Genomic DNA, 26048 nt, shown 5'->3' with positions numbered 1-26048 from the left:
GATGACAACTTTATCTCTTGAACAACTGGCGCAGCGGCTGCGCGATGCCGAAACGCGCGGCCAGGCCATTGAACCGCTGCGCGATACGCTCGGCGTTGACAACGCGGAAGCGGCCTACGCCATCCAGCGGATGAACGTGCAGCACCACGTGGCAAACGGCCGCCGGGTGGTGGGGCGCAAGGTGGGACTGACCCACCCGAAAGTGCAGCAACAGCTGGGCGTTGACCAGCCGGACTTCGGCACCCTGTTTGCCGATATGTGCTACGGCGATAACGCCGAGGTCCCGTTCTCCCGGGTGCTGCAGCCGAAGGTGGAGGCCGAAATCGCCCTGCTGCTGAAGCGCGATCTGCCGCATGCCGATACCACCTTTGATGAGCTGTACGCCGCCATCGACTGGGTACTGCCGGCGCTGGAAGTGGTCGGCAGCCGTATTCGCGACTGGTCGATTGGCTTCGTCGATACGGTCGCCGATAACGCCTCCTGCGGCGTTTACGTGCTGGGCAGCCCGGCGCGGCGCCCGGACGGGCTGGACCTGAAAAACTGCGCGATGCGCATGACCCGTAACGAGGAAGAGGTCTCCAGCGGGCGGGGCAGCGAATGTCTCGGTCATCCGCTGAACGCGGCGGTGTGGCTGGCGCGCAAAATGGCCAGCCTCGGCGAGCCGCTGCGGGCGGGCGATATCGTGCTCACCGGGGCATTAGGCCCGATGGTGGCGATTAACGCCGGCGATCGTTTTGAAGCCCATATCGATGGGTTAGGTTCAGTGGCGGCAACGTTTGTCGCGCAAGAGGAAGGCAGTCATGAGTAAACGTAAAGTCGCCATTATCGGCTCCGGCAATATCGGCACCGATTTAATGATCAAAATTCTGCGCCACGGGCAGCATCTGGAGATGGCGGTAATGGTCGGCATCGACCCGGAATCCGACGGGCTGGCCCGCGCCCGGCGCATGGGCGTCGCCACCACTCACGAAGGCGTGGGCGGCCTGATGCAGATGGCCGAATTCGCCGATATCGATTTTGTTTTTGATGCCACCAGCGCCGGGGCGCATGTGAAAAACGACGCCGCGCTGCGCGAAGCTAAACCGGGGATCCGGGTGATCGACCTGACCCCGGCGGCCATCGGCCCGTACTGTGTGCCGGTGGTCAACCTCGAGGCCAACCTTGCGGAGGGTAACGTCAATATGGTCACCTGCGGCGGCCAGGCGACGATCCCGATGGTGGCGGCGGTCTCCCGGGTGGCAAAAGTGCACTATGCGGAGATCATCGCCTCGATTGCCAGCAAATCCGCCGGGCCGGGGACGCGCGCCAATATAGATGAGTTCACCGAGACCACCTCGCAGGCCATCGAGAAAGTCGGCGGGGCGGCGAAAGGCAAAGCGATTATCGTGCTGAACCCGGCGGAACCGCCGCTGATGATGCGCGATACCGTTTATGTTCTGAGCGAAGCGGCATCACAGCAGGACATTGCCGCTTCGATCGCCGAGATGGCGGCGGCGGTGCAGGCTTATGTGCCGGGGTATCGCCTGAAGCAGCAGGTGCAGTTTGAGGTGATCCCGGAAGATAAACCGGTAAACCTGCCGGGCGTCGGCCGCTTCTCCGGCCTGAAAACGGCGGTTTACCTTGAGGTCGAAGGGGCGGCGCACTATCTGCCAGCCTACGCGGGCAACCTCGATATTATGACGTCGGCGGCGCTGGCGACGGCGGAGAAAATGGCCCAGGCGATGAACGACGCGGCGGGAGAAGCAGCATGAACGGTAAAAAACTCTATATCTCGGACGTGACCCTACGCGACGGAATGCACGCGATTCGCCATCAGTACTCGCTCGACAATGTGCGCCAGATTGCCCGCGCGCTGGACAGCGCGGGCGTTGATTCGATAGAAGTGGCCCACGGCGACGGGCTGCAGGGCTCCAGCTTTAACTACGGCTTCGGCGCGCACAGCGACCTGGAGTGGATTGAAGCGGCGGCGGAGTCGGTCAGCCAGGCGAAAATCGCCACCTTATTGTTGCCCGGCATTGGCACGCTGCACGATCTGAAAAACGCCTATCAGGCCGGGGCGCGGGTGGTGCGGGTGGCGACCCACTGCACCGAGGCGGATGTCTCGGCGCAGCATATCGCCTTCGCCCGCGAGCTGGGCATGGACACCGTCGGCTTTCTGATGATGAGCCATATGACCGCCCCGGAGCAGCTGGCGCAGCAGGCGCTGAAGATGGAGTCCTACGGCGCGACCTGTATCTACGTGGTCGATTCCGGGGGGGCGATGAATATGCGCGATATCCGCGATCGCTTTCGCGCCCTCAAGGCGGTGCTGAAGCCGGAAACCGCCACCGGGATGCACGCGCACCATAATCTGAGCCTCGGCGTCGCCAACTCGATCGCCGCGGTGGAAGAGGGCTGCGACCGTATCGACGCCAGCCTGGCGGGAATGGGGGCCGGGGCGGGCAACGCGCCGCTGGAGGTGTTTATCGCCGCCGCCGACAAGCTCGGCTGGAATCACGGTACCGATCTGTATGCGCTGATGAACGCCGCCGATGAGCTGGTGCGCCCGCTGCAGGATCGCCCGGTGCGGGTTGACCGCGAAACCCTGGCGCTGGGCTACGCCGGGGTTTACTCCAGCTTTCTGCGCCACAGCGAAGCGGCCGCCGGGCGCTACGGCCTGAGCGCGGTGGATATTCTCGTCGAACTCGGCAAGCGGCGGATGGTGGGCGGTCAGGAAGATATGATCGTCGACGTCGCGCTGGATCTGCTTAAGCGTAAAAAATAAAAGCAACGCGCGGCTGGCAACGTATCAGCCGCCATGCACCTGCTCCGCTTGTCCGGATATCGCAAAGGTACCCTATGACCCAAACAACGACTGCAAGCAATTCGCGCCTGATGGTAACCGTCGGGCTCTGTTTTATGGTGGCCCTGATGGAAGGGCTGGATCTGCAGGCGGCGGGGATTGCCGCCGTGGGCATGGCGCAGGCGTTCGCGCTGGATAAAATGCAGATGGGCTGGATTTTCAGCGCCGGGATCCTCGGCCTGCTGCCCGGCGCGCTGGCGGGCGGCATGCTGGCGGATCGCTACGGCCGCAAGCGTATTCTGCTGGGCTCGGTGCTGCTCTTCGGCCTGTTCTCGATCGCCACCGCGCTGGCGTGGAACTATCCGACGCTGCTGCTGGCGCGACTGCTGACCGGCGTCGGGCTGGGCGCGGCGCTGCCGAATCTGATTGCGCTCACCTCCGAGGCCGCTGGTCCACGCTTTCGCGGCAGGGCGGTCAGCCTGATGTACTGCGGCGTGCCCATTGGCGCGGCGCTGGCGGCGGCGCTGGGCTTTTTCGGCCTCGCCGCCGCCTGGCAAACGGTATTCTGGGTCGGCGGTATCGTTCCGCTGCTGCTGGTGCCGTTGCTGCTGCGCTGGCTGCCTGAATCGCCGGTTTTTCAGCGCAGCGCGCAGGGCGTGCCGCTACGCGCGCTTCTCGCGCCGGGCAACGCTACCGCCACGCTGCTGCTGTGGCTGTGCTACTTCTTCACGCTGCTGGTGGTCTATATGCTGATCAACTGGCTGCCGATGCTGTTAGTCGGCCAGGGATTCAGCGCCAGCGAGGCGGCGGGGGTGATGTTTGTCCTGCAGTTTGGCGCCGCCTGCGGCACGCTGCTGCTGGGGGCGCTGATGGATAAACTCAGCCCGCTATGGATGTCGCTGCTGATCTACAGCGGTATGCTGGCGTCGCTGCTGGCGCTGGGCACCGCGACCTCGCTCGCCGCGATGCTCTTTTCCGGCTTCGTCGCCGGGCTGTTTGCCACCGGCGGGCAGAGCGTGCTTTACGCGCTGGCTCCGCTGTTCTATCGCACCGAAATTCGCGCCACCGGCGTGGGGACGGCGGTGGCGATCGGTCGTCTCGGCGCGATGAGCGGCCCGCTGCTGGCGGGCAAAATGCTGGCGTTGGGCACCGGCACGGTTGGCGTGATGGCAGCTTCCGCGCCCGGCATTTTGCTGGCAGGCGTGGCGGTGTTCTGGCTGATGAACCGCCAAAAGCGCGCCGCGCTGGCCTGAGCATTTTCGCTTAGCCGGGGCAATGATGTCCCGGCACTGAATGTTCACCCCGCTGGGGATGGAGGCAAGTTGTAGCCCGGCTACGCGTAGCGCGAGCCGGGGAGCCGCCTTGCGCATCTCTCCACTTTGGCATACGTTAAATCATCATCCACTGATTCTTCCGGGCATCATGTCTTTTACCTCCCGTTTATTAAGCGATATCCCCGGCATCCGCTACGCCTTCCTCGACATGCATGAAACCGCCGCCTTTCCCTATAGCGAAATGGCGCCGGTTAAACTGGTTCACGGCAATATCGTGCATGAGTATCGCGCGCCGCAGGTGGAGCGACCCCACGCCGATGCGATGTTTACCGCCGTCAGCGGGCAGAAGGTGGGCGTGGTGACCGCCGACTGCCTGCCGCTGCTGATGGCGTCGCGCGACGGGCGCTATGTCTGCAGCGTGCACGCAGGCTGGCGCGGCGCGGCCAGCGGGATTATCGAAAATAGCCTTGCGCTGTTTCAGCGTTATCACGTCGACCCGCAAGATCTGGTGGTGGTGAGCGGGCCGCATATTCATGCCTGCTGCTATGAAGTCACCGGCGACTTCTACCCGGCGCTGCTGGCGATGCCCGCCGGCGAACTGGCGAAACGCCATCGGCAACAGCTTTTCCTGCCCCAGCAGGCGGCGTCCGTGGGACAACAGGCGAAAGCGAGCGGTGACGACAATTTTTGGTTCGATCTGCGGGCCTTTGCGCGTCTCCTGCTGCGCGGGGCGGGCGTGCCGGATGAAAATATGGAGTGGCTGGGGAGCTGTACCTACTGTACGCCCCAACTGCTGGGGTCGTTTCGCCGGCGTACGCATTTTCCGGCGCCGAAGTCATTTCAGTATTCATGGATCATGCGCGAGCCTGATGAGACGAAATGATGTTTGATGATGTGTAACATCGGCGGTCGTTGGCTATCAGACCTCCCGGAAACCACCAGCGATAACAAAGCCGATAGCTCCGCCTACTGGGCGTCGTCGCTGAAGCTGCCGGCTGGACAGGCGAAACCTACTATCAGACAAGCAAAGTGGAACAGCATCCGCTGCAAGCGTTCCCGGCGGGTCTCAAACTACGTGCGGGCGACCATCGCGGTTCGGCCTCCCGCTAACGGAATACGGTTTTTGCGCCTACGGCAAAGGTAATGGACGGCGACAAGCGTCAAGAGCGCTGGGGCATTATTGATACCGCCCCGGAAACCTGGCGGTCAGCGATAACGCCGCAACTTGCCCGGGCTAGCGGATCGTAGATGGCGGTGGGCTTGTAGCCCGGGTAGGCGCTTTGCGCCGCCCCCGGGAGTGAGGGTATTTCCCGGTGGCGATGCTGTGTACCTGCCCAGGCGACCGGATCGCAGATGTCGGTGGACCCGTAGCCCCGCTAAGCGCAGCGCGAGCGGGGGAATTTACAACACCGTAAACCCGTGCGTGCCATCGCGCTTGAGCTGTTCAACCAGGCCGAACTCCCAGTCGAGGTAGGCCTGCATTGCCGCGGGGGAGTTATCGGTGCCTTCATACGGGCGTTGATAGCGATCGCTGCGCGGCGTCGCCAGATGCGTCTCGCCGTGCTCCAGCGCCAGCCCGGCGTCAATCCACGCCAGGGTGCCGCCGCTCAGCAGCCGCACCGGTTTACCGGTTAACGCCGCCACCTCAGGCGCCGCGTAGCGGGCCAGCAGGCTGCTGCCGCAGGTGACAACGTAACGTTCGGCGGAAGGGATAACCTCCAGCGCCTGGCGCAGCTGCGAACGTATTAGCCAGTAAGCGCCGGGAATGTGCCGGGCGACATAGTTGGCGCTGGTGGTGAAATCTAGCACTACGGTCCCCGGTTCTCGCAGCTGTTGCGCCAGCTGCGGCGCAGAGATCTCCTCCACCTGCGAACCCGGCGGTACGCGGCCCGCTGGGGTTCCGCGCTCGCTAAAATCTTCCGCGCGCGCATCGCGCAAGACCGCCACCTCCCAGCCCATCTGCGCCAGCCAGGACGCCGTTATCGGCGCGCGAATCTCGTCATCGGCAACCAGCACAATACGCGCCCCGCGCACGCTGGCGAAATGGTCGGTCTCCTGCACCAGCTGCCCGCCGGGCGCGCTGACGCTCTGCGGCAGATGGCCCGCGTCGTACTCTTCCGGACTCCGGACGTCGAACAGATAGGTGGTGCGTGCGGGCTGCCGCAGCCAGCGCTGGAGGGTGGGGCTACCGATAAAGGCGACTCCGGCGCGCTCCGCTACCTGTCTCACCGTCGCCGCGCGTTCGGCTGAGGCGCGAAAATCGGCGTCGTAGCGCCGCTGCTGGCCGCGCTCAAGGTCAAACCCGGCTAAGGTCCAGCCGATGGTGCCATTGCGTAGCGCATAGACCGGATTGGGCAAACCGGCATTGCGCAGCGACTGCGTGCCGATAATGCTGCGCGTGCGCCCGGCGCAGTTGACGATCACCGTCGCCTGCGATGATGGAACCAGCCCCTCAATGCGCAGCGCCAACTCCCCGCCGGGCACGCTGATGCTGCCGGGAATATTCATGGTTTGATACTCATCGAAACGGCGCGCATCGACCACCACCACCTCCTGTGAGCTATCGAGCAGCGCTTTCACTTCCCCGGCGCTCAGCGAAGGGGTATGCCGCTCGCTCTCCACCAGCTCGCCGAACGCTTTGCTCGGCGAATTGACGTCCTGAAACAGTTCCCCGCCGCTGCGCTGCCAGCCCGACAGGCCGCCTTCCAGCAGGGCGACATCTTCGTAGCCCCAGCTCTGCAGGCGTTCAACGGCCCGCTCCGCCAGGCCTTCGCCGCCGTCATAGACGGTAATCGGCGTCGTCAGGCGCGGTACGCGCCGAAAAATGTCCAGCTCCAGCTTGCTGAGCGGCAGATTGGCGGCAAACAGCGGATGGCAGCGGGCAAAGTCGGCCTCTTCGCGAACATCGATCAGCGCCAGCTCCGCGCCGTCAAGCAGCGCCTGGCGCAGCTGCGCGGCCGGACGATAAGAACAGGTGGGCATATTAATTATCCTTTGAGAGATCCCAGATATTGGGTAAGTGGCGGTTGGAGTAACCGGAGACAAAAGGTTTGACGAGGCCTTCCGGGGTATATACCGCGCGCCTGACGCCGCCGATATTGCCGCCGTAAACGTGGATACTGATCGAGACCCGGTCCGTCAGGGCGTTGCTCACCCGGTGAATATCGCCGTCGCGGGAAGAGACTTTTTCCACTTCGCCGGGGGAGAGGCGTTCGGCAACGCCGCTAATCACCGGCAGGCCGCGCTCGTCCAGGCGGTAGCGCTGATTCTCCTCCGCGCCGCGCAGCATGCCGATGGCGCCCCACACCCGATGGTCGTGAATCGGCGTCGATTGCCCCGGTCCCCAGACGAAGCTGACGATGGAGAAACGCTGTCCGGAGTCAACATGCAGCAGGTACTGCTGATAGTGATGGGGATGCGGCAGGGTGTACTCTTCCGGCAGCCAGTCATCTTTTTTCACCAGCGCGGCCAGGCGCAGAGCTACGGCGTCGAGCAGGGCCGTCTCGTCGGCAAACTCGCGATGCAGGGCATCAAGGTCTTGAATAAACTGGCGTAATTTTTCCATTCGCGGTGCGGTCATGGTCGCTTCCTGTTGTCGGGACTGGTCTTTACGCTAGCAAAGGCGTTAATATAATTAAAATGCAATTTCCGCATATATTAATATGCAAAAATCACATTAAGGACGCTATGCGCATTGACGACATCGACGCACTGCTGGCCACCGTGCAGTTTTCCTCGCTTAACCAGGCCGCGGAATATCTTGGTATTACCCAATCGGCGATTACCCGTCGTCTGCAGCGTCTGGAACACACCCTCGACGTGACGCTGCTGGAGCGTCAGACCCGGCCGCTCACCCTGACCGCCGCCGGGCACCGGGTTTACGAGCAGTGTTTGAGCATCAAGCGGGAGACCAAAAAGCTGTACGGCCTGCTCGACCCCGAAGCGGAGCCGCACGGTATTCTGCGTCTCGGCGTGCCGCAGAGCGTGGCGGAAATAGCCCTGCAGCCGGCGCTGACCGCGCTGCGCCAGCAGTTTCCCGCCCTCCAACCTCAGGTAACCTGCGGCTGGAGCGGTCTGCTGCAAAAGCGCCTCGAGAGCGTCGAGCTGGACGGGGTGCTGGCGATGGGGCCTGAGCAGCAACGCTTTGCCGAAGGCTACGGCGGACGGCTGCTGTGCCCGCTGGATATCGTGGTGATAGCGGCAAAAAGCTGGCGCCTGCACGCCGGGGCGCTGCGCGACTGCGCGGAAAAAGGCTGGGTGCTCAATCCCGACGGCTGCGGCCTGCGGGCGGGGCTGATCCGCGAGCTGCAGTCCCAGGGGCTGCGCTTAGCGCTGAATGTCGAGACCGCGGGCGCCCAGCTGCAAATCAGCCTCGTGGCGCAGGGGCTGGGGCTTGGCCTGGTGCCGCGCGCCGCGCTGGCCGCCAGCCCGTGGCGCGATGACGTCGCCGTGCTGACCCTCGCTGACTTCCAGCCCGCGGTGCATCTGTGGTTGGTTCACGCGCAGAATCTGGCTAATCTGAGCCAGCCGCTGACTTTTTTCGCCGGCAAAGTCGTTCAGCAGCTAAACGTATCTGACTGAAACCTAAATACAATTTTTATTAATGCTTATCTCGCATATTAAGATATGACAAAAATGCATTTTGTTCATTAAGGGCCCGTGTATAGGGTAATGAAAACGCGCCGCCGCGGCGGTCCACTCATTATCCTGCTACAAGGAGTTCTGCATGAGCATTCAGTTTCTCGGCATGATCGGCCACCGCCTGTCGTCGGAAACCATCGCCCCGGTCGGCCCGATTTTTGACCGTGATTACATCGTGCGTTTCGCGCAAACCCACGAGGCTGCCGGGTTTGACCGCCTGCTGGTGGGCCACTGGTCCGATCAACCCGACGGCTTTCTGGTGACCGCGCTGGCGGGGCTGTCGACGCAACATATCGGCTTCCTGCTGGCTCATCGTCCCGGTTTTGTCTCGCCGACCCTCGCCGCGCGTAAGTTCGCCACCCTTGAACATCTGCTGGGCGGCCGCCTGGCGGTACATATCATCAGCGGCGGCAATGACGCCGAGCAGCGCCGCGACGGCGATTATCTCGATCACGACCAGCGCTACGCGCGAACCGATGCCTTCCTTGAGACCGTCCGCAAGGTGTGGACCGCCGAACAGCCGGTGGATATCGCCAACGATTTTTATCAGGCTGAACAGGCGTGGTCGGCGATTCGCCCGCTGCAAAAGCCGCATATTCCCCTCTACTTCGGCGGTTCCTCGGAAGCGGCCATCGCCGTGGCCGGTAAACATGCCAACGTTTTCGCCCTGTGGGGGGAGTCGCTGGCGCAAACCGCGGAAACCATCCAGCGCGTGCGGGCCGAGGCGGCGAAACATCAGCGTGAAATCGGCTTTAGCGTCTCGTTCCGGCCGATTATCGCCGCCAGCGAAGCCGAGGCCTGGGAGAAAGCCGAGCATATCCTGCACGTCGCCACCGAGCGGGCGGCGCAGAGCGGGGGCGGTTTCAAAGCCAAGCCCGACAGCGTCGGGGCGCAGCGTCTGCGGGCCACGGCGGCGCAGGGCAAGGTGGTGGATAAACGCCTGTGGACCGGGATCGCGCAGCTGGTGGGCGGCGGCCATAACTCCACCGCGCTGGTGGGCACCCCGGAACAGGTCGCCGACGCGCTGCTCGACTACTACGACCTCGGCGTGCGCAACTTCCTGATCCGTGGGTTCGATCCGCTCAACGATGCTCAGGAGTACGGTAAGGCCCTGCTGCCGATAACCCGCGAAAAAGCCGCCCTGCGCGCCGTCGCGGAGCGCGCATCGTGACCGGGCAAGCCACCGATGACTGGACGCGGCGGCTGACGGAGATCCGCCAGCTGATGGCGAAGCAGGCGGCCAGCCTTGACGCCTGCGGCGACTTTCCCCGCCACAATATCGCGCATCTGCGCCAGCGCGGCTTTTTGAGCCTCGCCGTGCCGCAGCAGTACGGCGGAGCGGGGGCCGGTTTAGCCGAACTTCAGCAGGCGGTCGCCGCCATCGCCTGGGGCGAACCGGCGACCGCGCTCATTGTTTGCATGCAGTATCTGCATCATCTGCGGCTGGCGGAAAACGCTGGCTGGGCCGAGCCGCTGCGTCAGCGGGTTTTTCACGATGCCGTCGAGCGGGGCGGGCTGATCAACAGCCTGCGGGTGGAGCCGGAGCTCGGCTCACCGGCGCGCGGCGGCCTGCCGCAAACCGTGGCGACCCGCCGCACCGGGGGCTGGCAAATTAACGGTCACAAAATCTATACCACCGGCATTGAGGGGCTGAGCTGGCTGGCCGTCTGGGGACGCAGCGACGACGCTCGTCCACTGGTCGGCACCTGGCTGGTTCCAGCCGACAGCGAGGGCGTCAGCGTGGTGAAAAGCTGGGATCACGCTGGAATGCGGGCAACCGGCAGCCACGAAGTGGTGCTCAACAATGTGCGGGTGGCCGATGAGTACGCGGTGGACGTGTGGGCGGCCGATGCGCCTCCCGCGCCGGACGCCGAGCAGTTTCGTCTGTTTGCCAATCGCCATACGGCGCTGCTGGCGGCGATCTACGACAGCGTGGCGCGCGCGGCCCGCGACTGGCTGGTGACGTGGCTGGGTACGCGTATTCCGGGCAGCCTTGGGCAACCGCTTTCCAGCCTGCCGCGGGTGCAGGAAAAAGTTGGTCAGATGGACGGATGGCTGCTGGTCAACCGCAGCCTGCTGGAAAAGGCCGCGCAGCTGGGCTTTTCCGCCATTGAGGCCAATCTGGCGAAAGTGACGATTACCGACAACGCCATTCAGGCGGTAAACCTGGCGCTGGAGCTGACCGGCAACCATGGCCTGAGCCGGCAAAATCCTCTGGAACGCCACTATCGCAACGTCCTGTGCGGGCGGGTACATACCCCGCAGAACGACAGCGCGTGGCTGGCGGCAGGCAAATACGCTTTTCAAAAATAAGGATAATTCATATGCGCAAACTTCATTTTACCCGTGTAGCCGGGGCGCTGATGCTGCTGGTGCTGAGCGGCTATACGGCGGCCCAGGAGCGAATCACCCTGCGAATCGCCGATCAAAAGGGCGGCATGCGCTCGCAGCTGGAGGCCGCCAACGCCCTGCGGGAGCTCCCCTACGAGATTAAATGGGCCGAGTTTCCGGCCGCCGCGCCGCTGGCGGAAGCGCTTAACGCCGGGGCGGTGGATGCGGGGATTATCGGCGATGCGCCGCTACTGTTCGCGCTGGCTAACGGCGCGCCGGTCAAAGCCATCGCCGTCGATAAAAGCAACCCGGCCGGCACCGCGGTGCTGGTCTCGCCCGACAGCGCATTGAAGAGCGCCGCGGATTTAAAAGGCAAACGCATCGCTACCGGTAAAGGATCGATTGGCCACTTTGTGGCGCTGAAAGCGCTGGAGCAGGCGGGAATTTCGCCGAAAGAGGTGCAGTGGGTGTTTCTCGGCCCGGTGGACGCCAAAGTGGCGCTGCTCAACGGTTCGGTGGACGCCTGGGCGACCTGGGAGCCCTATACCACGCAGCTGGTGAAGACCGCGGAAGGAAAGATTCTGGTCAGCGGTAAAGGGCTACTGCCGGGCAACACCTTCCTGGCGGCAACCGATGATGCCCTGAAAGACCCGCAAAAACGCGCGGCGCTGCAGGATTACCTTACCCGCCTGGCCGGCGCCGAGCGCTGGGCCTACGCCAACCTTGATAGCTACGGTAAAACGCTGGGGGAGATTATTCGTTTCCCGGCGGATATCGCCCGCGCGCAGTTTGCCAATCGCCAGTCGCAGTGGCAGCCTCTGGACGCGCAGACGGTCGCTCAGCAGCAGTCGACGGCGAATTTTTACCTCGCCAACGGACTCATCCGCGCAAAGCTGGACGTGACGCCGACCTTTGATAACGGCTTTAGCGTGCCCGCCGCCCAGGCCCATGCGGAGGTGGCGCCATGATGAAAGCCGCTTTTTCCCGACGTCGTTTCTTACGCTTGACCGGCGGTCTCGCGCTGGCGGGAGCATCCCTGCCGCTTTGGGCTCACGATATGGCGGCCATGGCGAGCGGGGATGAACACCCGGCGCTGCGCCTGGCGCAGCCGTATAAAATCAAGCTGGCGATCAACAAAAGCGCGGTGTGCCTGGCGCCGGTTGCCGTCGCCGAGCAGCAGAAGATCTTCAGTAAATACAATCTCGACGTGGAGTTCGTTAACTTCGGCAACTCGACGGACGTGCTGCTGGAGGCGATTGCCACCGGCAAGGCCGACGCCGGCGTCGGGATGGCGCTGCGCTGGCTGAAGGCGCTGGAGCAGGGCTTCGACGTGAAGCTCACCGCCGGAACCCACGGCGGCTGCCTGAATCTGCTGACGGCGAAAAACTCGCCGTTCGGCGGCCTGGAGAGCCTGAAAGGGCAAACCATCGGCGTCACCGATATGGCCGGGCCAGATAAAAACTTCTTCGCCATCTTGCTCAAGCGCCACGGCATCGACCCGATAAGCGATGTGCAGTGGAAAGTCTATCCGGCGGATCTGCTCAGCGTGGCGCTGGATAAACGCGAAATCGCCGCCATCAGCGGCAGCGAGCCCTTTAGCTATCGCCTGCTGGCAACCGGCAAGTATCAGCTTATCGCCAGCAATATGACCGGCGATTACGCCAACCTGAGCTGCTGCGTACTGGGCGTCAGCGGTAGCCTGGCCCGCGATCATAAACCGGCCGCCGCCGCGCTCACTCAGGCGATTCTTGAGGCGCACAGCTATGCCGCCGCGCACCCGGAAAGCGTGGCGCAATCTTTCCTCGCCCATGCGCTGAATACCAATGAGGCGGAGGTCAGCGGCATTCTCCACGGCCAGGGGCACGGCCATCACGCGGTGGGCGAGGCGTTTGTCAAAGAGCTGACCCAGTACGCCGTGGATCTTCAGCGGGTGCAGGTCATTAAGCCGGGCACCGATCCCCATCAGTTTGCGGAGAGCATTTATGTCAACGTTTTCGCCTGAACGGGCGCTAGCGCGTACGACAAGCGGCAGGCCGCTGTGGACGGAAGGCCTGCTTGCCGCCGCGCTATGGCTGCTGGGGGGCCTGTTTACGCTGGCCTGGCCCGATGCCGGGCGGCGCTGGCCGTTTAGCGAAGGGTGGGCGCTGGCGCAGTTCACCCTCGGCGGCGGGCTCTTGCTGCTGGCGCTGAGCTACCGCTACTGGCGGCAGCGCGGGGCTCGCCTGCAGCATGCCGGAAAGTGGCTGGCGCTGCTGCCGGTACTCTTTGCGCTGTGGGAGGGGCTGACGGCAAAGACGGCCTTTCTGCCGGTGCCGTTTTTCGCACCGCCGCAGGCGCTGATTGAGGTACTGTACGATGACTGGCCGCGCCTGCTCGATAGCCTTCTGCATTCGCTGGGGCTGCTCGGGCTCGGGGTGCTTCTGGGCACCAGCTGCGGCTTTATCAGCGGGCTGGCGATCGGCTGGTCCCAGCGGATCGGCTACTGGGTGCATCCGGTGTTGCGTCTGCTGGGGCCGGTGCCGTCCACCGCGCTGCTGCCGCTGTGCCTGTTTATTTTCCCTTCCAGCTTCGGCGCCAGCGTGTTCCTGATCGCGCTCAGCACCTGGTTCCCGGTGACCGTGCTGACCTGGTCCGGAGTGATCGGCATCGATAAGGCATGGTATGACGTCGCGCGGACCCTGGGCGCCAGCCAGCGCTTCCTGATCCTGCGCGTGGCGATCCCCGCCGCGCTGCCGAACGTCTTTGTCGGCCTGTTTATGGGGCTGGGCGCATCGTTTTCGGTGCTGATCGTCGCCGAAATGGTCGGGGTGAAATCGGGTATTGGCTTTTATCTGCAGTGGGCGCAGGGCTGGGCCGCCTACCCCAATATGTACGCGGCGCTGCTGGTGATGGCGCTGCTCTGCTCCGGCCTGATTAGCGGACTGTTTATGGTCCGCGACCGGCTGCTGAGCTGGCAGCGGGGAGGCATGCAATGGTAACCGCGAACGCAAGACCTCAGGCGGCATCGGCCGGAGCGGCGGTGTCGATAAGCCACCTGCATCATGCTTTTAGCCTTGGCAAACAGATGGTGCCGGTGCTGGAGAATATTAGCCTGCAGCTGCGGCCCGGAGAGAGCGTCGCGCTGCTCGGCCCCTCGGGATGCGGTAAATCCACTCTGCTGCGGCTGCTGGCGGGACTGGAGCCGCAGCAGTCCGGGCAAATTCAGATTGATGAGGCGGCGATGGGCGGACCGGGGCCCGAACGGATACTGGTGTTTCAGGATCCGACCCTTTATCCGTGGCTGACGGTGCGGCAAAACGTGCTGCTGGGGCCGCAGGCCCAGGGGAAAAAGGGGCTTGAGCCCAAGGCCGACGCGCTGATTTCACGCATCGGGCTGCAGGGGTTTAGCGAGGCGTGGCCGCGCCAGCTCTCCGGCGGCATGGCGCAGCGTGCGGCGCTGGCGCGCGCGCTGCTGAACGAACCGCGCCTGCTGCTGCTCGATGAGCCGCTGGGCAAGCTGGATTCGCTTACCCGCATCAGCATGCAGCGGGAGCTGATCGCCCTGTGGCAGCAGCAGGGCTATACCAGCCTGCTGGTCACCCACGATATTGAAGAGGCGCTGCTGCTCTGCGAGCGGGTGCTGGTCATGTCGCCGCGTCCGGGGCGGATTATCGCCGAATTTGCGCTTCCGCTGGCGTTTCCCCGCCATCGCGACAATCCGCTGCTGGTGCAGCATCGGCAGGATATTTTGCGCATTCTGGGACAGGAAGAGGATTGGTAAAGCAACGCGCTAACCGGGGGCTGCTGGACGGCCTGCGTTTGACGGAGCGCCGGGATATTCCCGGGGGCGGCGCGGTAGGGCCGCGCCTTGCCCGGGCTACAGGGAGCGCGCTGATTCTTGCCCGGATGACAAGGAGTGAGGGGGCTGTAGCCCGGATAAGGCGCAGCGCGCCGCGATCCGGGACAGGGATAAGGCTTAAAAATCCATCTTCAGCGTAAACTGCACTTCCCGCGGGTCGCCGATCTGGTTACCGAGGTTGTTGGTGCCGATGGAGGAGGTGTAATAGGTCTTATCAAACAGATTCTTCACGTTAACCTGTAGCGTCACCGGATATTGCAGCTTCATCTTATAGGCCGCAAATACATCCGCCACCGCATAGCCCTGCAGATAATAATCCGCGCCGTTGGTACCGGAACGTTTGCTTACCGCGCGACCGCCGCCGCCCACCGTCAGGGTATTGCTGTCGTAGACGTTATGAATGTCGTAGCTCAGGAACACAGAGCCGGTGTGTTTCGGCACGTTCGGCAGCGGTTTGCCCTTGTAATCCGGATCGTCGGTGACTTTCGCATCGGTATAGCCGTAGCTGGCGATGACGCTCAGGTTATCGGTCAACGATCCGGCCACGTCCACTTCGACGCCGCGGGAGCGCACCTTACCGGCGGTTTTCGCTACGGTTTCATCGCCCACCGATTCGGTATAGAGGACGTTGCGCTTATCAATATCAAACAGCGCGATATTGGCGGTAACGCCGTTGAAGAGCTCGAACTTCGCGCCCAGCTCGTAAGAGGTTGACTCTTCCGGCGGCAGATTGCCGATATAGCTGGCGATGGAGGACTGCGGCATAAACGACTGCGCCACGTTACCAAACAGCGAGACGGACGGCGTCAGCTTATACACCAGGCCCGCTTTCGGCGTCCATTTCTGGTCGCTGCTGTCGGTATTGACGTTAAACGGGCGGCCTTTCCCGGCGTACTGGGTGTAATACTGATAGCGCACCCCGGCAATGGCGATCCACTTATCGCTAAGATAGAGCGCGTCCTGGACGTAGCCCGCATAGCTCTCCTGCTGAGTACGCTGATCGCTATCGGATGCCGAAACGCTGGAGCATTTGTCGAGCGTACCGTAGACCGGGTTATAGATATTAAATCCCTTGACGTTCTTACAGCGGATCATATCGGTACGCAGCAGATCGTAGTTCTCATAAGCCAGGCCGGTGAGGATCTCGTTGTAGAAGCCGCCAATGACCACGTTACCCTGTAAATCCGCCCGCGTAGCGTGCATTTTCTGGGTTGAACCGTGGGTGGCGTCGACGCGGCGGGTCAGGTTGCCGGTCGCCGAATCGTAGGCCATTACCCGGGCCTGATCGTCGTTGTAATGATCCTGGCTGTAGCTGTAGTCGAAGCGGGCGGTCCAGGCGTCGCTGAGCCGGTATTCGGCATTCAGCTGCGCGAGGTCGGAATAACCGTCGGTAATATTAAACGGTTCATCAAAACGCGTTTTGCGATCGACATTCACCGCATGACCGGTGTTCAGATCGAAGATGGTGCCGCGATCGAATGGGGTACTGTAGTTACGGTGCGAATAGGAGACGTTCACCGTTGCCCGCTCGCCGAACCAGGTCAGGGAAGGGTTGATAAAGCTGGTCTTCTGTTTGCCGAAATTACGCCAGTAATCTTCATGCTGATATTCGCCAATCACCCGATACGCCAGCGGCGTCCCGTCGATGGGGCCGGTGACGTCGAACTGCCCGCTACCGCCGCCAAAGCTGGTGGAGGTGGCGGAGACGGAGCCGCCGAAGCTGCGCTCCGGGCGTTTGGTGACGACGTTGATTAATCCGCCGGGGTCGAGAATGCCGTACAGCGTTGAGGCCGGGCCTTTGAGCACTTCAACGCGTTCGGTGGCAGCGGTAAAGCTGCGCGGCAGCACGGTGCGCAGGCCGTTGGTCATGATCGAGCCGTCGCGGTTGGCGCCGAAGCCGCGGCGGCTAAAGGCGTCCTGGGTTCCGCCGAGGGTATTGGTTTGTACCACGTTGGCGACGTTATACAGCGCTTCGTCGAGGTTCGTCGCATGCTGATCCTCGAGCACCTGCTCGCTGACGGTGTTGACCACCTGCGGAATATCCAGCATCGGCATGGTGGTCAGCGTGGCGGTCGAGGTATTGACCGGCTGATAACCGTTGGTAGCGCTCTGTCGTGAACCGTCGGCGACGACCGTCATCGTTTCGTCAGTCGTTTTTTTTGTCTGAGTGGTGCTATTTTCCGCGGCCACTAATCCCGGTGAGGTAAAAAAAATCAGTGAAAAAAGCGCACGCCCTTTTAATGCCGAAAAAGGGACATTTAATGGAATCATTTTTGTGTCTCGTGAACGAACCTCGCCTTTGCGCAGAGGTAAAGCCAATAAAATCATTGCCCTGAAAAAGAAAGCTATCTGTTATTAACGCCAGAAGGCGTGCAGATATGTAATTGAGAATCATTCAATCACGAAGGAATGTAGTAGTAAACGTTATGTAAGATAAAAAAGTGCTGGCGTAAATAATCACGCAATCAGCGCTGAATAAGTAGAGTGGATATAAATTAATTTATTGTTTTTATTGGTTATTAATTCATTTTCTGGAGGTGCGGTTGTCGGTAGTAGACCGCCGTTATCGATGCGGTCGCGGGGTATTGACTACTACATTCATCCGCCGCATGATCAAAAGAGAATGAGATTTATTTTTGTTTGAGTGCGGAACGAGCGGGCCTGGCGCCACGCCGTTGCGGCGCGGGAGCGAGTTATGCCACAGCGGGTGTTGCCTGCAGAGCAGGGGATCGTCCTCGATTCCCTGTCGGCCGGATATGGCCAGACGCTAATTGTCGATAATATTCATCTGACCATCCCCCACGGGAAAATGACGGTACTGGCCGGCGCCAACGGCTCGGGGAAATCGACGCTGCTGTCGACCATCGCCCGGATGCTCAAGCCGCTGGGCGGCTGCGTACGTCTGGACGGCGAGGTGATTCATCAGATGCCGACCCGTGAGGTCTCCCGGCGGCTGGGGATTCTGCCGCAATCGCCGCTAACGCCGGAAGGGTTGACGGTGTTTGAACTGGTTTCCCGCGGGCGCTACCCCTGGCAGGGTCTGATGCGTCAATGGTCCGAGGCCGATGAACGGGCGGTCGAAGAGGCGCTAATGCTCACCGGCACCGCCGAATTTGCCCATCTAGCGGTTGATAGCCTCTCCGGCGGCCAGCGTCAGCGCTGCTGGATCGCGATGGCCCTCGCTCAGCAAACGGCGACAATTCTGCTGGATGAACCCACTACCTGGCTCGATCTGCGCTATCAGGTCGACATTCTCGAACTGCTGCAAACCTTAACCCGCGATCACGGCCGCACGGTGGTCACCGTCCTGCACGATCTGAACTTCGCGGTGAACTACGCCGACCTGCTGGTGTTTCTTAAAAAAGGGCAGATCGCCGGGGTGATTAATGAACAGGAGATCTGTACGCCGGAACTGATCAAAACTGTTTTTGACGTGGACGTGCAGATGTCGCTCAACCCGCAGACCGGCAAGCCCTTTTTTATGCCGTTCCGCGCCCGTGAGGAGAAGGCGTTATGAGCGCCTCCGCGCTACTGCTGCCGCGCCGACAATCCCGGCCCCGGCTGGCGCTGGTACTGCTGAGTTTACTGCTGCTGGGCGGCTCGCTGGTACATCTCGGGCTCGGCGCGCGCTGGATTGCGCCGCAAACGGTGCTTCAGGCGCTGTTTCACTACGATCCGCGCAACTTTGACCACCGCATTATCGTTGATTTACGCCTGGTACGTCTCGCGGCGGCGCTGCTCACCGGCGCGGCGCTCGGCGTGGCGGGGCTGCTGCTGCAAACCGTGATCCGCAATCCGCTGGGCGAGCCGCATATTCTCGGCCTTAACGCTGGCGCTTCGCTGGCGGTGGTGGCGACGTCGGCGCTCGGAATCAGCCTCGGCGGCGTGGCGTTAGCCAGACCGCTCACCGCCGCCTGCGGCGCGGCGCTGCTGTTTGGCGGCGTGATGCTGCTGTCGTCATCCGGGCGCGGTGGCGTGACGCCGCTACGCATTACCCTCTGTGGGGTAGCGCTGTCGGCGTTTGCCTCGGCGGTCACGGCGGCGATTCTGATCCTCGATGAACAAACGCTACTGGCGATGCGTACCTGGCTGGCGGGCGATCTTGCCGGACTGAACTGGCAAACGCTGCGCGCGGCGCTGCTCCCGGCGCTGGCGGGAGTGACGGTCGCGCTGGCCATCGCGCCGCGTCTGAACGTGCTGGCGCTGGGCGATAAGGTCGCGCTGGGGCTGGGGGTGAAGATTGTTCAGACCCGCCTGCTGGGGCTGGCCGCCATTGCGCTATTGTGCGGCTCCGCGGTGGCGGTGGCCGGGCCGATCGGCTTTGTCGGGCTGGTGGTCCCCCACGCGGTGCGTCGGCTGATTAGCGAAGATATTCGCCTGGCGCTGCCGCTGGCCGCCCCGGTTGGCGCCCTGGTGCTGCTGCTGGCGGATATCGCCGCGCGTACCCTGGTCGCGCCCCAGGAGCTGGCAACCGGCGCGATGACCGCGCTGGTGGGGGCGCCGGTATTTATTTTTATCGCCGCGAGGTTTTTTAAATGAAAAGCGCCGCCCGTCGCGCCGGTTTTCGGCCGCTTGCCTGCGGTGGCCGGCATTTTTTGCTGCGGCCCGCGGCGTTAAAAATCGCTGCCGGCATGCTGCTCGTTATCCTGCTGCTGGCGCTGTTTGGCCTGACCCGCGGCAGTTTCCCGATGCCTTCCGGTACCCTGTTTCGCGCGCTGCTGGGCGCGGAAAACGTCGCCGAACAGCCGCGTTTTATCCTGTTTGATATCCGCCTGCCGAGGCTGTTGATGGCGCTGCTGTGCGGGGCGATGCTCGGCCTCGCCGGCGCGGCGATGCAGAGCATTACCCGCAACGGTCTGGCGGACCCCGGGCTTATCGGGGTGAAGGAGGGGGCCAGCATTGTGGTTCTGGCGCTGGTGCTGTTCTTTCCGGCAGTGGGCGTCATCTGGCGGCCGCTGGCGGGGATGCTCGGCGGCGTGCTGGTGGCGCTGCTGGTTCTGGCGCTGGCCCGCGACTGTTCGCGCCCGCGCTTTATTCTCATCGGCATCGGCGTCTCCTGGACGCTGGCGGCGGCGGTCGGCATTTTTATGACCACCGCCGACGTGCGCGATGTACAGACGGCGATGATCTGGCTGGCGGGCAGCCTGCACGCGGCGACCTGGCCGCTGTTGGCCGTCGCTTTCTGCTGGGCGCTACCCGGGGCGATGATCCTTTTTTTGACCGCCAGGGCCGCCGATGCGGCGCTGCTCGGCGACCGCACGGCCATCGGCCTCGGGGTACGTCTGCAGCAGCTCACCCTGCTGCGCTTTTTCGCGCCGGTGCTGCTCACCTCCGCCAGCGTCTCCTGCGTCGGTAGCCTTGGCTTCGTTGGCCTGATGGCGCCGCATATGGCGCGTTTTCTGCTGCGCGGCGGCCAGGTGGCGCTGCTCTGCGGCAGCGCGTTGATCGGCGCGCTGCTGGTGTTAGCCACCGATACCATTGGCCGGCTGGCGTTCGCGCCGCTGCAGATCCCTGCGGGGATCGTGATTGCTTTGGTCGGCTGTCCGTTTTTTATCGTTCTGCTCTGGCGTCGCCGTGACGCCCTGTAAATCAAAAAGGATCGCTATGCGTTGGTTCGTTTCTCTGCTGGTGCTGCTGGCGGGCGTCGCCTCGGCCGCCGATACGCAAATCTTCACCGACGACTTAGGTCGCGCGGTGACCGTTCCGCTGCACCCGCAGCGCATTGTGTCGATGCACGATCTGGATATCACCATTCCCCTGATTGAGCTTGGCGTCCCGCCGGTCGCCAGCCACGGGAGGACGCGTCCGGACGGCAGCCACTTTTTACGCTCCAGCGCACAGCTGACCGGGATTGATTTCGATAACAGCGCGATTCAGTTTATCGGCACGGCGGATATCGACCTCGAAGCGGTGGCCGCCGCGAAACCGGACCTGATTATCACCGAGCCGAGCCGCCACGTCTCGGTGGAGCAGCTGGAGAAGATTGCGCCAACGGTCAGCATCGACCATTTGCAGGGCAGCGCGCCGCGCATCTACCGCAAGCTGGCGCAGCTCACCGGTACCCAGCCGCGGCTCTTAATCCTCGAACGCCGCTATCAGGCGCAGATAGCCCAGCTAAAGGCGATGGTGGATACGCAAAACATCGTTGTCTCGGTGATTCAGGCCAACAACGGCAAGGTGACCGTGCATCACTCCTATCATGCGCTGGGCCGCGTGCTGCGCGATGCCGGATTCCGCTTCCCGCCGCTGATTGACAACATCCCCGAGGGCCAGCGCATTGACGTCAGCGCCGAGCAGCTACCGGAGCTGGATGCCGATTTTGTGTTTGCCACCTGGCGCTCCGATACCGGCGGTAAGCCGCAGGATGAGCTGCGGGCGATGGAGGGCGTGATGCCTGGCTGGTGCGACTTTATGCGCGCCTGCCGTACCGGGCGCTATATTCTGCTGCCGCGCGAGGAGGTTATCTCTAACTCCTACGCCGCGCTGTCGCTGATGGTCGCCCAGGTGCAGTCGCACATCGCCGGGCGTCCTCTACCCGAGGGGCTGAAATGAAAATGGCGGTTAAGAGAGAGAAGGGGCGGGTTGACCTGTTCGGCGAACGTTTTCGCGCCCGCGCGCATCAGCTTTCGCCGCGTCTGCTGGCGGTGGCGAGCTATATCAACGATAACCGGGAAGCGGTGCTGGAGCGCACGGCCATGGAAATCGCGAGCGCGACCAACACCTCGGACGCCACGGTGGTACGCGCCATCCAGGCGCTCGGCTTCGCCGGACTGCGGGAACTGAAGCAGACCATGGAACGCTGGTTTGGCCCATCGGCGACCTCGTCGGAAAAGATGATTTCAACGGTGAGCGCGCTCTCCAGCGATGTCCATTCGAGCATTGATTTTGTCCTTGAGGGGCATCAGCGGGCCTGCGAAGTGCTGTCGCGACCTGACAACCGCGCGGCGGTGGCTCAGGCGGTGGCGCTGCTGACCGGCGCGCGCCAGGTGGGCATTTTCGGGATCGGCGCCTCGGGCATACTGGCGGAATATACCGCCAGGCTACTGAGCCGCATCGGCCTGCCTTCGTACGTGATGAACCGCACCGGCTTTAGCCTCGCCGAGCAGTTGATCGGCCTGCAGCGCGGCGATGTGCTGATTATGATGGGGCAAAAGTCGCCGCACCGGGAGGGGATGACTACCCTGCGCGAGGCCCGGCGCCTGGGGATCCCGACGATCTTGCTGACCCAGGCGCTGGACTCCCGCTTTAGCCAGCAGGCGCAGGTGGTGATTGAGGTGCCGCGCGGCGGCGATAACGGGCGGGTGCCGCTGCACGGGACGGTGCTGGTATGCCTGGAGATGATCGTGCTGTCGGTGGCCTCCACCGCGCCGCAGAAGACGGTGAAATCGATGAAGCGGATCAATGAATTGCATCGGGCCATCGGGAAATCCGGCGGTAAACGAAGCTAAACGGCAGATAATTTACTCTCGGCAAGGTTTCCGGTTGCATGCCATGCTGACTCTGTGTATTTTTATGCAAAATTAATGCATAAAACGGAGTTGTCATGGTTAAGAACTGGATGAAAGCATGCTGCCTGGTCGCGGCGATGATCGGCACCGCCCACGCGGCTCAGCAAACATACGTGGTGGGCTCCGGCGGAACCTATCGCCCGTTTGAGTTTGAGAACAGCCAGAAACAGCTGGAAGGTTTTGATATCGATATCATTAAAGCGATCGCCAAAGCGGAAGGCTTTGATATCAAACTGGTCAATACGCCGTGGGAAGGGATCTTCGCCACCCTGAGCACCGGCGATCGCGACATTATTATCTCCGGGATCACCATCACCGATAAGCGTAAGCAGATGGTGGATTTCTCCGCCCCTTATTTCCCGGCCGAGCAGTCCATTGTCGTGCCGGCGGATTCAAAAGTCACCTCCCTTGAGGCGCTGAAAAGTGAGAAAGTCGGGGTGGTGAACTCCAGCACCGGCGATATCGTGGTCTCCGACGTGCTGGGCAAGAACAGCACCTCGATCAAGCGTTTTGATAATACCCCGCTGATGCTGCAGGAGCTGTTTGAAGACGGCGTCAGCGCGGCGGTTGGCGACGTCGGCGTGGTGAAATACTACATCAAGCAGCACCCGGAGAAGCAGTTCAAGCTGGTGCCGGATGCCAAATTTGAGCGCCAGTATTTCGGTATCGCGGTGGCGAAAGGCAACAGCGAGCTGCAGGCGAAAATCAACGCCGGTTTACAGAAAATCATCGCTGACGGCACCTACGCCAAAATCTATAAAACCTGGTTCGACGACAACGTCCCGACGCTGCCAGCGCAATAATTCGCATATTTGTTTTCATCACGGCTATCGACTCTGGCGATAGCCGTATTTTTTAGGGAAGGGTTATGACGGGATTCCGTTGGGAGATCATTGAGGAGTACGGTCCGCTGTTTATGGACGGTGCCCTGATGACCATTAAATGTACCATTATCTGCGTGATCCTTGGCACCCTGTGGGGGCTGACTCTCGGGCTGGGGCGGATGGCGAAAGCTGAGCACGGGGTATGGAAATACGTTCTGCGTTATCTGGTGCAGTTTCCGGTGCGTTTTTACGTCAGCGCGTTTCGCGGCACGCCGCTGTTCGTGCAAATTATGGTGGTGCACTTCGCGCTGGTGCCGCTGTTTATCAACCCGCGCGACGGTCTGCTGGTGACCAGCGGCATGATGAGCGCCGATTTCGCCCGCGAGCTGCGCTCGAACTATGGCGCGTTTCTCTCCTGTATCGTGGCGATTACGCTGAACGCCGGGGCCTACGTCTCCGAAATATTCCGCGCCGGGATCCAGTCGATCGATAAGGGGCAGATGGAAGCCTCCCGGGCGCTGGGAATGCCGTGGTGGAAAACCATGCGTCAGGTGATTTTGCCGCAGGCGTTTCGCCGCATTCTGCCGCCGCTGGGCAACAACGCCATCGCCATCGTCAAGGACTCCTCGCTGGCGTCGGCCATCGGTCTGGCGGACCTGGCCTACGCCGCGCGCACCGTTTCCGGCGCCTACGCCACCTACTGGGAACCCTACCTGACCATCTCCCTGGTTTACTGGGTCATTACTTTCCTGCTGGCGCAGCTGGTTAACCGTCTGGAAAAGAGGTTTGGCAAAAGTGATTCACATTAACAATCTGCACAAGCGCTTCGGCGATAGCCACGTTCTGCGCGGCATCAGCTGCGATATCAAACCGCAGGAAGTGGTCTGTATTATCGGCCCGTCCGGCTCCGGGAAAAGCACCTTCCTGCGCTGCATGAACGCGCTGGAAACCGTCAGCGAAGGCGAGGTGGAGGTGAACGGCTTTGCCGCCCACGATCGCGCGACCGATCTGAATAAGATGCGGGAAAGCGTCGGCATGGTGTTTCAGCGTTTTAATCTGTTCCCGCACAAAACGGTGCTGGAAAACCTGATTATGGCCCCGATGAACCTGCGCGGCATGGCGCGCGCGGAGGCAGTGCGTCTGGCGGAAGAGCTGCTGGCGAAGGTCGGGCTGAGCGACAAGCGCGACGCCTGGCCCTCCAGCCTCTCCGGCGGGCAGCAGCAGCGGGTGGCCATCGCCCGTGCGCTGGCGATGAAGCCGTCGATTATGCTGTTCGATGAGCCCACCTCGGCGCTCGATCCTGAGCTGGTGGGCGACGTGCTGGAGGTGATGAAAAACCTCGCCAGCGAAGGGATGACCATGGTTATCGTGACCCACGAAATGGGCTTTGCCCGCGAAGTGGCCGACCGGGTTATCTTTATCGACCAGGGCATCATTCAGGAAGAGGGCAAACCGGCGCAGATCTTTAGCGCGCCGACTAACCCGCGCACCGCCGCGTTTTTAAGTAAAGTGCTGTAATCGATAACGACCCCGGCGCGCGGCTGCGCCGCCGGGGAGAAGATCTTGCGCGGGCGATGAGGGCGCTTTCGTTTTGTCGAACCGTGACTGCCCTTAAGCGCTACTGCGCCGCCTCGCTAATATCATCCATCTCTTCTTCGCGCTCGCGTTCGTCCGCCAGCAGCGCTTTTTCGCTTTTACCCAGGCACTGGATCAGCAGGAACAGCGCGCCGCTGACAAACAGCGTCATCAGCAGACCATCATAGCCCGCGACGCTGATTAACAATCCGCTGACTACCGGCCCGGCCACGCTGCCCGCGGACCAAAAGAATCCCAGCAGGGCGTTGATCATAATCAGCTTCTGCCCGGAGAAGGTTTTCCCGGCGCGGACCAGCGACAGGGTATAGAGCGCCCCCGCCGCGGCGCCGAGAAGCAGGCAGCCGACAATCAGCTGGATATGCGACGCCAGCAGAAACGGCAGGGCCAACAGGGCGAGGCAGAAGACCACCGCACAGGTCAGATGTACGCGGCGGATGCCGAAGCGGTCGGCAATCCAGCCCAGCGGCGCCTGGAATACGGCGTCGCCGGTCAATACCACCGTCACCAGCAGCACCGCCGTGACTTCACTTAGCCCTTTATCCATACCGTACAACGGCAGCAGCGCCAGAATGCTGGCATCAAAAAAGGCAAAACAGAATACGCCGGAAGCCAGTACCGGCAAAAAAGCGCCGAGGCTGCGCCAGCTGGCGCGTTCCGCCAGCCGTTCGCGGCTGCCGGAGGGCAGATGGCGGAGCATCAGCAGGCAGGCGAGGGTCACCAGCCCGACGAGCAGCAGCGTCCATGATTGATACGCTTCTCCGGCGGAGATCAGCAGCGGCCCCGCCAGCTGACAGCCGGTAAAGGCGGAGGCATAAATGCCGGTCAGGGTTGCCCGGTTTTTCCCCGCCGCGCCGCCGGTGATCCAGCTTTCGCCAATGACGATAATCACCCCCGACGCCAGGCCGGTAACCAGCCGCGGCAGCAGGAGATGAACCATATCAAACGACAGGCAGGAGGCGATGGTTGCCGCAGCCAGCGCCACCAGACTGACGGAGAGCAGAAGCCCCATCTCAAAGCGTCGGCACAGCGCGGGTGAGAGGAAGGAGGAGATCATCATCCCCGCTGGCGGTAGCGCGGCCAGCAGGCCGACGTAAACGGTATCAATCTGCTGCTGCGCCAGCTCCAGACTGATTAAGGGCACCGTGTATCCGGTGATAAATCCCACTAATGAAGCCGCCATGATCATCGCCAGCGTGGGGGCAAGGCGATTCTGCTCTGGGTTGAACATTTTATTTCCGGTTAAGGAGGTATGAA

Annotated in this window: 22 protein-coding genes and 3 pseudogenes; 21 read left to right on the top strand and 4 right to left on the bottom strand. The window is 62.4% G+C overall.

Features of this window, described 5'->3' with window-relative positions; genetic code table 11:
* The first annotated feature begins 1 nt into the window (after nt 1).
* The 6 genes and pseudogenes from mhpD to BWI76_RS28570 form a co-directional block, all read left to right on the top strand.
* Nucleotides 2-808: a 2-keto-4-pentenoate hydratase gene (gene mhpD / locus BWI76_RS16910; protein ID WP_064371814.1), complete on the top strand. Its 807-nt coding sequence runs from the start codon at nt 2-4 to the stop codon at nt 806-808.
* On the top strand, nt 801-1751 hold the full coding sequence (mhpF, locus tag BWI76_RS16905) for an acetaldehyde dehydrogenase (RefSeq protein ID WP_064371813.1): 951 nt from the start codon (nt 801-803) through the stop codon (nt 1749-1751). The genes mhpD and mhpF overlap by 8 nt, the downstream gene beginning before the upstream one ends.
* On the top strand, nt 1748-2764 hold the full coding sequence (gene mhpE / locus BWI76_RS16900; RefSeq protein ID WP_024357910.1) for a 4-hydroxy-2-oxovalerate aldolase: 1017 nt from the start codon (nt 1748-1750) through the stop codon (nt 2762-2764). The genes mhpF and mhpE overlap by 4 nt, the downstream gene beginning before the upstream one ends.
* Before the next feature lie 74 nt (nt 2765-2838).
* Nucleotides 2839-4035 (top strand): 3-(3-hydroxy-phenyl)propionate transporter MhpT, encoded by a 1197-nt coding sequence (gene mhpT / locus BWI76_RS16895; protein WP_004132387.1) that lies wholly within the window; start codon nt 2839-2841, stop codon nt 4033-4035.
* A 169-nt stretch (nt 4036-4204) separates the two neighbouring features.
* Nucleotides 4205-4939, top strand: a complete 735-nt coding sequence (locus tag BWI76_RS16890) for a polyphenol oxidase family protein (protein ID WP_049088726.1) — start codon at nt 4205-4207, stop codon at nt 4937-4939.
* Between the two features lie 6 nt (nt 4940-4945).
* Nucleotides 4946-5198, top strand: a pseudogene (locus tag BWI76_RS28570) (hypothetical protein); the annotation flags it as partial.
* Between the two features lie 259 nt (nt 5199-5457).
* Here the strand turns inward: BWI76_RS28570 and BWI76_RS16880 are convergent.
* Together BWI76_RS16880 and BWI76_RS16875 are read right to left on the bottom strand one after the other, a co-directional pair.
* Entirely contained in the window at nt 5458-7038 is a 1581-nt protein-coding gene (locus tag BWI76_RS16880; protein WP_004139945.1) for a rhodanese homology domain-containing protein, read from the bottom strand.
* 1 nt (nt 7039) lies between these two features.
* Nucleotides 7040-7636, bottom strand: coding sequence for a putative type I cysteine dioxygenase (locus BWI76_RS16875; protein WP_004139947.1), 597 nt, complete (start codon nt 7634-7636; stop codon nt 7040-7042).
* Nucleotides 7637-7743: 107 nt separating this feature from the next.
* Here BWI76_RS16875 and BWI76_RS16870 point away from each other — a divergent pair, with 107 nt between their 5' ends.
* From BWI76_RS16870 to BWI76_RS16840, 7 genes and pseudogenes are all read left to right on the top strand, one after another.
* Nucleotides 7744-8637, top strand: a complete 894-nt coding sequence (locus BWI76_RS16870; protein ID WP_004139949.1) for a LysR family transcriptional regulator — start codon at nt 7744-7746, stop codon at nt 8635-8637.
* Between the two features lie 145 nt (nt 8638-8782).
* A pseudogene (locus BWI76_RS16865) lies at nt 8783-9887 on the top strand (LLM class flavin-dependent oxidoreductase).
* 34 nt (nt 9888-9921) lie between these two features.
* A complete protein-coding gene (locus tag BWI76_RS16860; protein WP_064371840.1) occupies nt 9922-11010 on the top strand; it encodes an acyl-CoA dehydrogenase family protein in 1089 nt (362 codons plus the stop codon).
* 11 nt (nt 11011-11021) lie between these two features.
* A complete protein-coding gene (locus tag BWI76_RS16855) occupies nt 11022-11996 on the top strand; it encodes an ABC transporter substrate-binding protein (RefSeq protein ID WP_004139953.1) in 975 nt (324 codons plus the stop codon).
* Nucleotides 11993-13030 (top strand): ABC transporter substrate-binding protein, encoded by a 1038-nt coding sequence (locus BWI76_RS16850; protein WP_004139957.1) that lies wholly within the window; start codon nt 11993-11995, stop codon nt 13028-13030. The genes BWI76_RS16855 and BWI76_RS16850 overlap by 4 nt, the downstream gene beginning before the upstream one ends.
* The gene (locus BWI76_RS16845) at nt 13011-14006 is read left to right on the top strand and encodes an ABC transporter permease (protein WP_004139961.1); all 996 of its coding nucleotides are present in this window, start codon (nt 13011-13013) and stop codon (nt 14004-14006) included. The genes BWI76_RS16850 and BWI76_RS16845 overlap by 20 nt, the downstream gene beginning before the upstream one ends.
* Complete coding sequence (locus BWI76_RS16840; RefSeq protein WP_004139963.1) at nt 14000-14788, top strand: ABC transporter ATP-binding protein; 789 nt, start codon at nt 14000-14002, stop codon at nt 14786-14788. Before BWI76_RS16845 ends, BWI76_RS16840 begins: the two co-directional genes overlap by 7 nt.
* 195 nt (nt 14789-14983) lie before the next feature.
* Here BWI76_RS16840 and BWI76_RS16835 read toward each other — a convergent pair whose 3' ends face one another.
* A complete protein-coding gene (locus tag BWI76_RS16835; RefSeq protein WP_102136239.1) occupies nt 14984-17005 on the bottom strand; it encodes a TonB-dependent siderophore receptor in 2022 nt (673 codons plus the stop codon).
* 556 nt (nt 17006-17561) lie between these two features.
* On the opposite strand from BWI76_RS16835, the gene BWI76_RS16830 reads away from it, so the two are divergent.
* The 8 genes and pseudogenes from BWI76_RS16830 to BWI76_RS16795 all read left to right on the top strand — a co-directional run bounded on the left by BWI76_RS16830 (nt 17562) and on the right by BWI76_RS16795 (nt 24716).
* The gene (locus BWI76_RS16830; protein WP_049088721.1) at nt 17562-18383 is read left to right on the top strand and encodes an ABC transporter ATP-binding protein; all 822 of its coding nucleotides are present in this window, start codon (nt 17562-17564) and stop codon (nt 18381-18383) included.
* Nucleotides 18380-19405, top strand: coding sequence for a FecCD family ABC transporter permease (locus tag BWI76_RS16825; RefSeq protein ID WP_024357920.1), 1026 nt, complete (start codon nt 18380-18382; stop codon nt 19403-19405). The genes BWI76_RS16830 and BWI76_RS16825 overlap by 4 nt, the downstream gene beginning before the upstream one ends.
* Entirely contained in the window at nt 19402-20454 is a 1053-nt protein-coding gene (locus tag BWI76_RS16820; RefSeq protein WP_064371812.1) for a FecCD family ABC transporter permease, read from the top strand. The genes BWI76_RS16825 and BWI76_RS16820 overlap by 4 nt, the downstream gene beginning before the upstream one ends.
* Nucleotides 20445-21418: pseudogene (locus BWI76_RS16815) on the top strand (ABC transporter substrate-binding protein); the annotation flags it as partial. The gene BWI76_RS16820 and the pseudogene BWI76_RS16815, both read left to right, overlap by 10 nt.
* Nucleotides 21415-22314 (top strand): MurR/RpiR family transcriptional regulator, encoded by a 900-nt coding sequence (locus BWI76_RS16810; RefSeq protein WP_004139584.1) that lies wholly within the window; start codon nt 21415-21417, stop codon nt 22312-22314. The pseudogene BWI76_RS16815 and the gene BWI76_RS16810, both read left to right, overlap by 4 nt.
* A 95-nt stretch (nt 22315-22409) precedes the next feature.
* Nucleotides 22410-23177 (top strand): basic amino acid ABC transporter substrate-binding protein, encoded by a 768-nt coding sequence (locus BWI76_RS16805; protein WP_004139585.1) that lies wholly within the window; start codon nt 22410-22412, stop codon nt 23175-23177.
* A 65-nt stretch (nt 23178-23242) separates the two neighbouring features.
* On the top strand, nt 23243-24007 hold the full coding sequence (locus BWI76_RS16800) for an amino acid ABC transporter permease (protein ID WP_004113535.1): 765 nt from the start codon (nt 23243-23245) through the stop codon (nt 24005-24007).
* The gene (locus tag BWI76_RS16795; protein WP_024357923.1) at nt 23994-24716 is read left to right on the top strand and encodes an amino acid ABC transporter ATP-binding protein; all 723 of its coding nucleotides are present in this window, start codon (nt 23994-23996) and stop codon (nt 24714-24716) included. The genes BWI76_RS16800 and BWI76_RS16795 overlap by 14 nt, the downstream gene beginning before the upstream one ends.
* 100 nt (nt 24717-24816) lie before the next feature.
* Here BWI76_RS16795 and BWI76_RS16790 read toward each other — a convergent pair whose 3' ends face one another.
* Nucleotides 24817-26022: an MFS transporter gene (locus BWI76_RS16790; protein ID WP_004139588.1), complete on the bottom strand. Its 1206-nt coding sequence runs from the start codon at nt 26020-26022 to the stop codon at nt 24817-24819.
* Nucleotides 26023-26048: the final 26 nt, after the last annotated feature.

Origin of the sequence: Klebsiella sp. M5al, assembly GCF_002090195.1 — a bacterium.
Lineage (GTDB): Bacteria > Pseudomonadota > Gammaproteobacteria > Enterobacterales > Enterobacteriaceae > Klebsiella > Klebsiella grimontii.
This window is presented reverse-complemented; position numbering and strand designations above follow the sequence as displayed.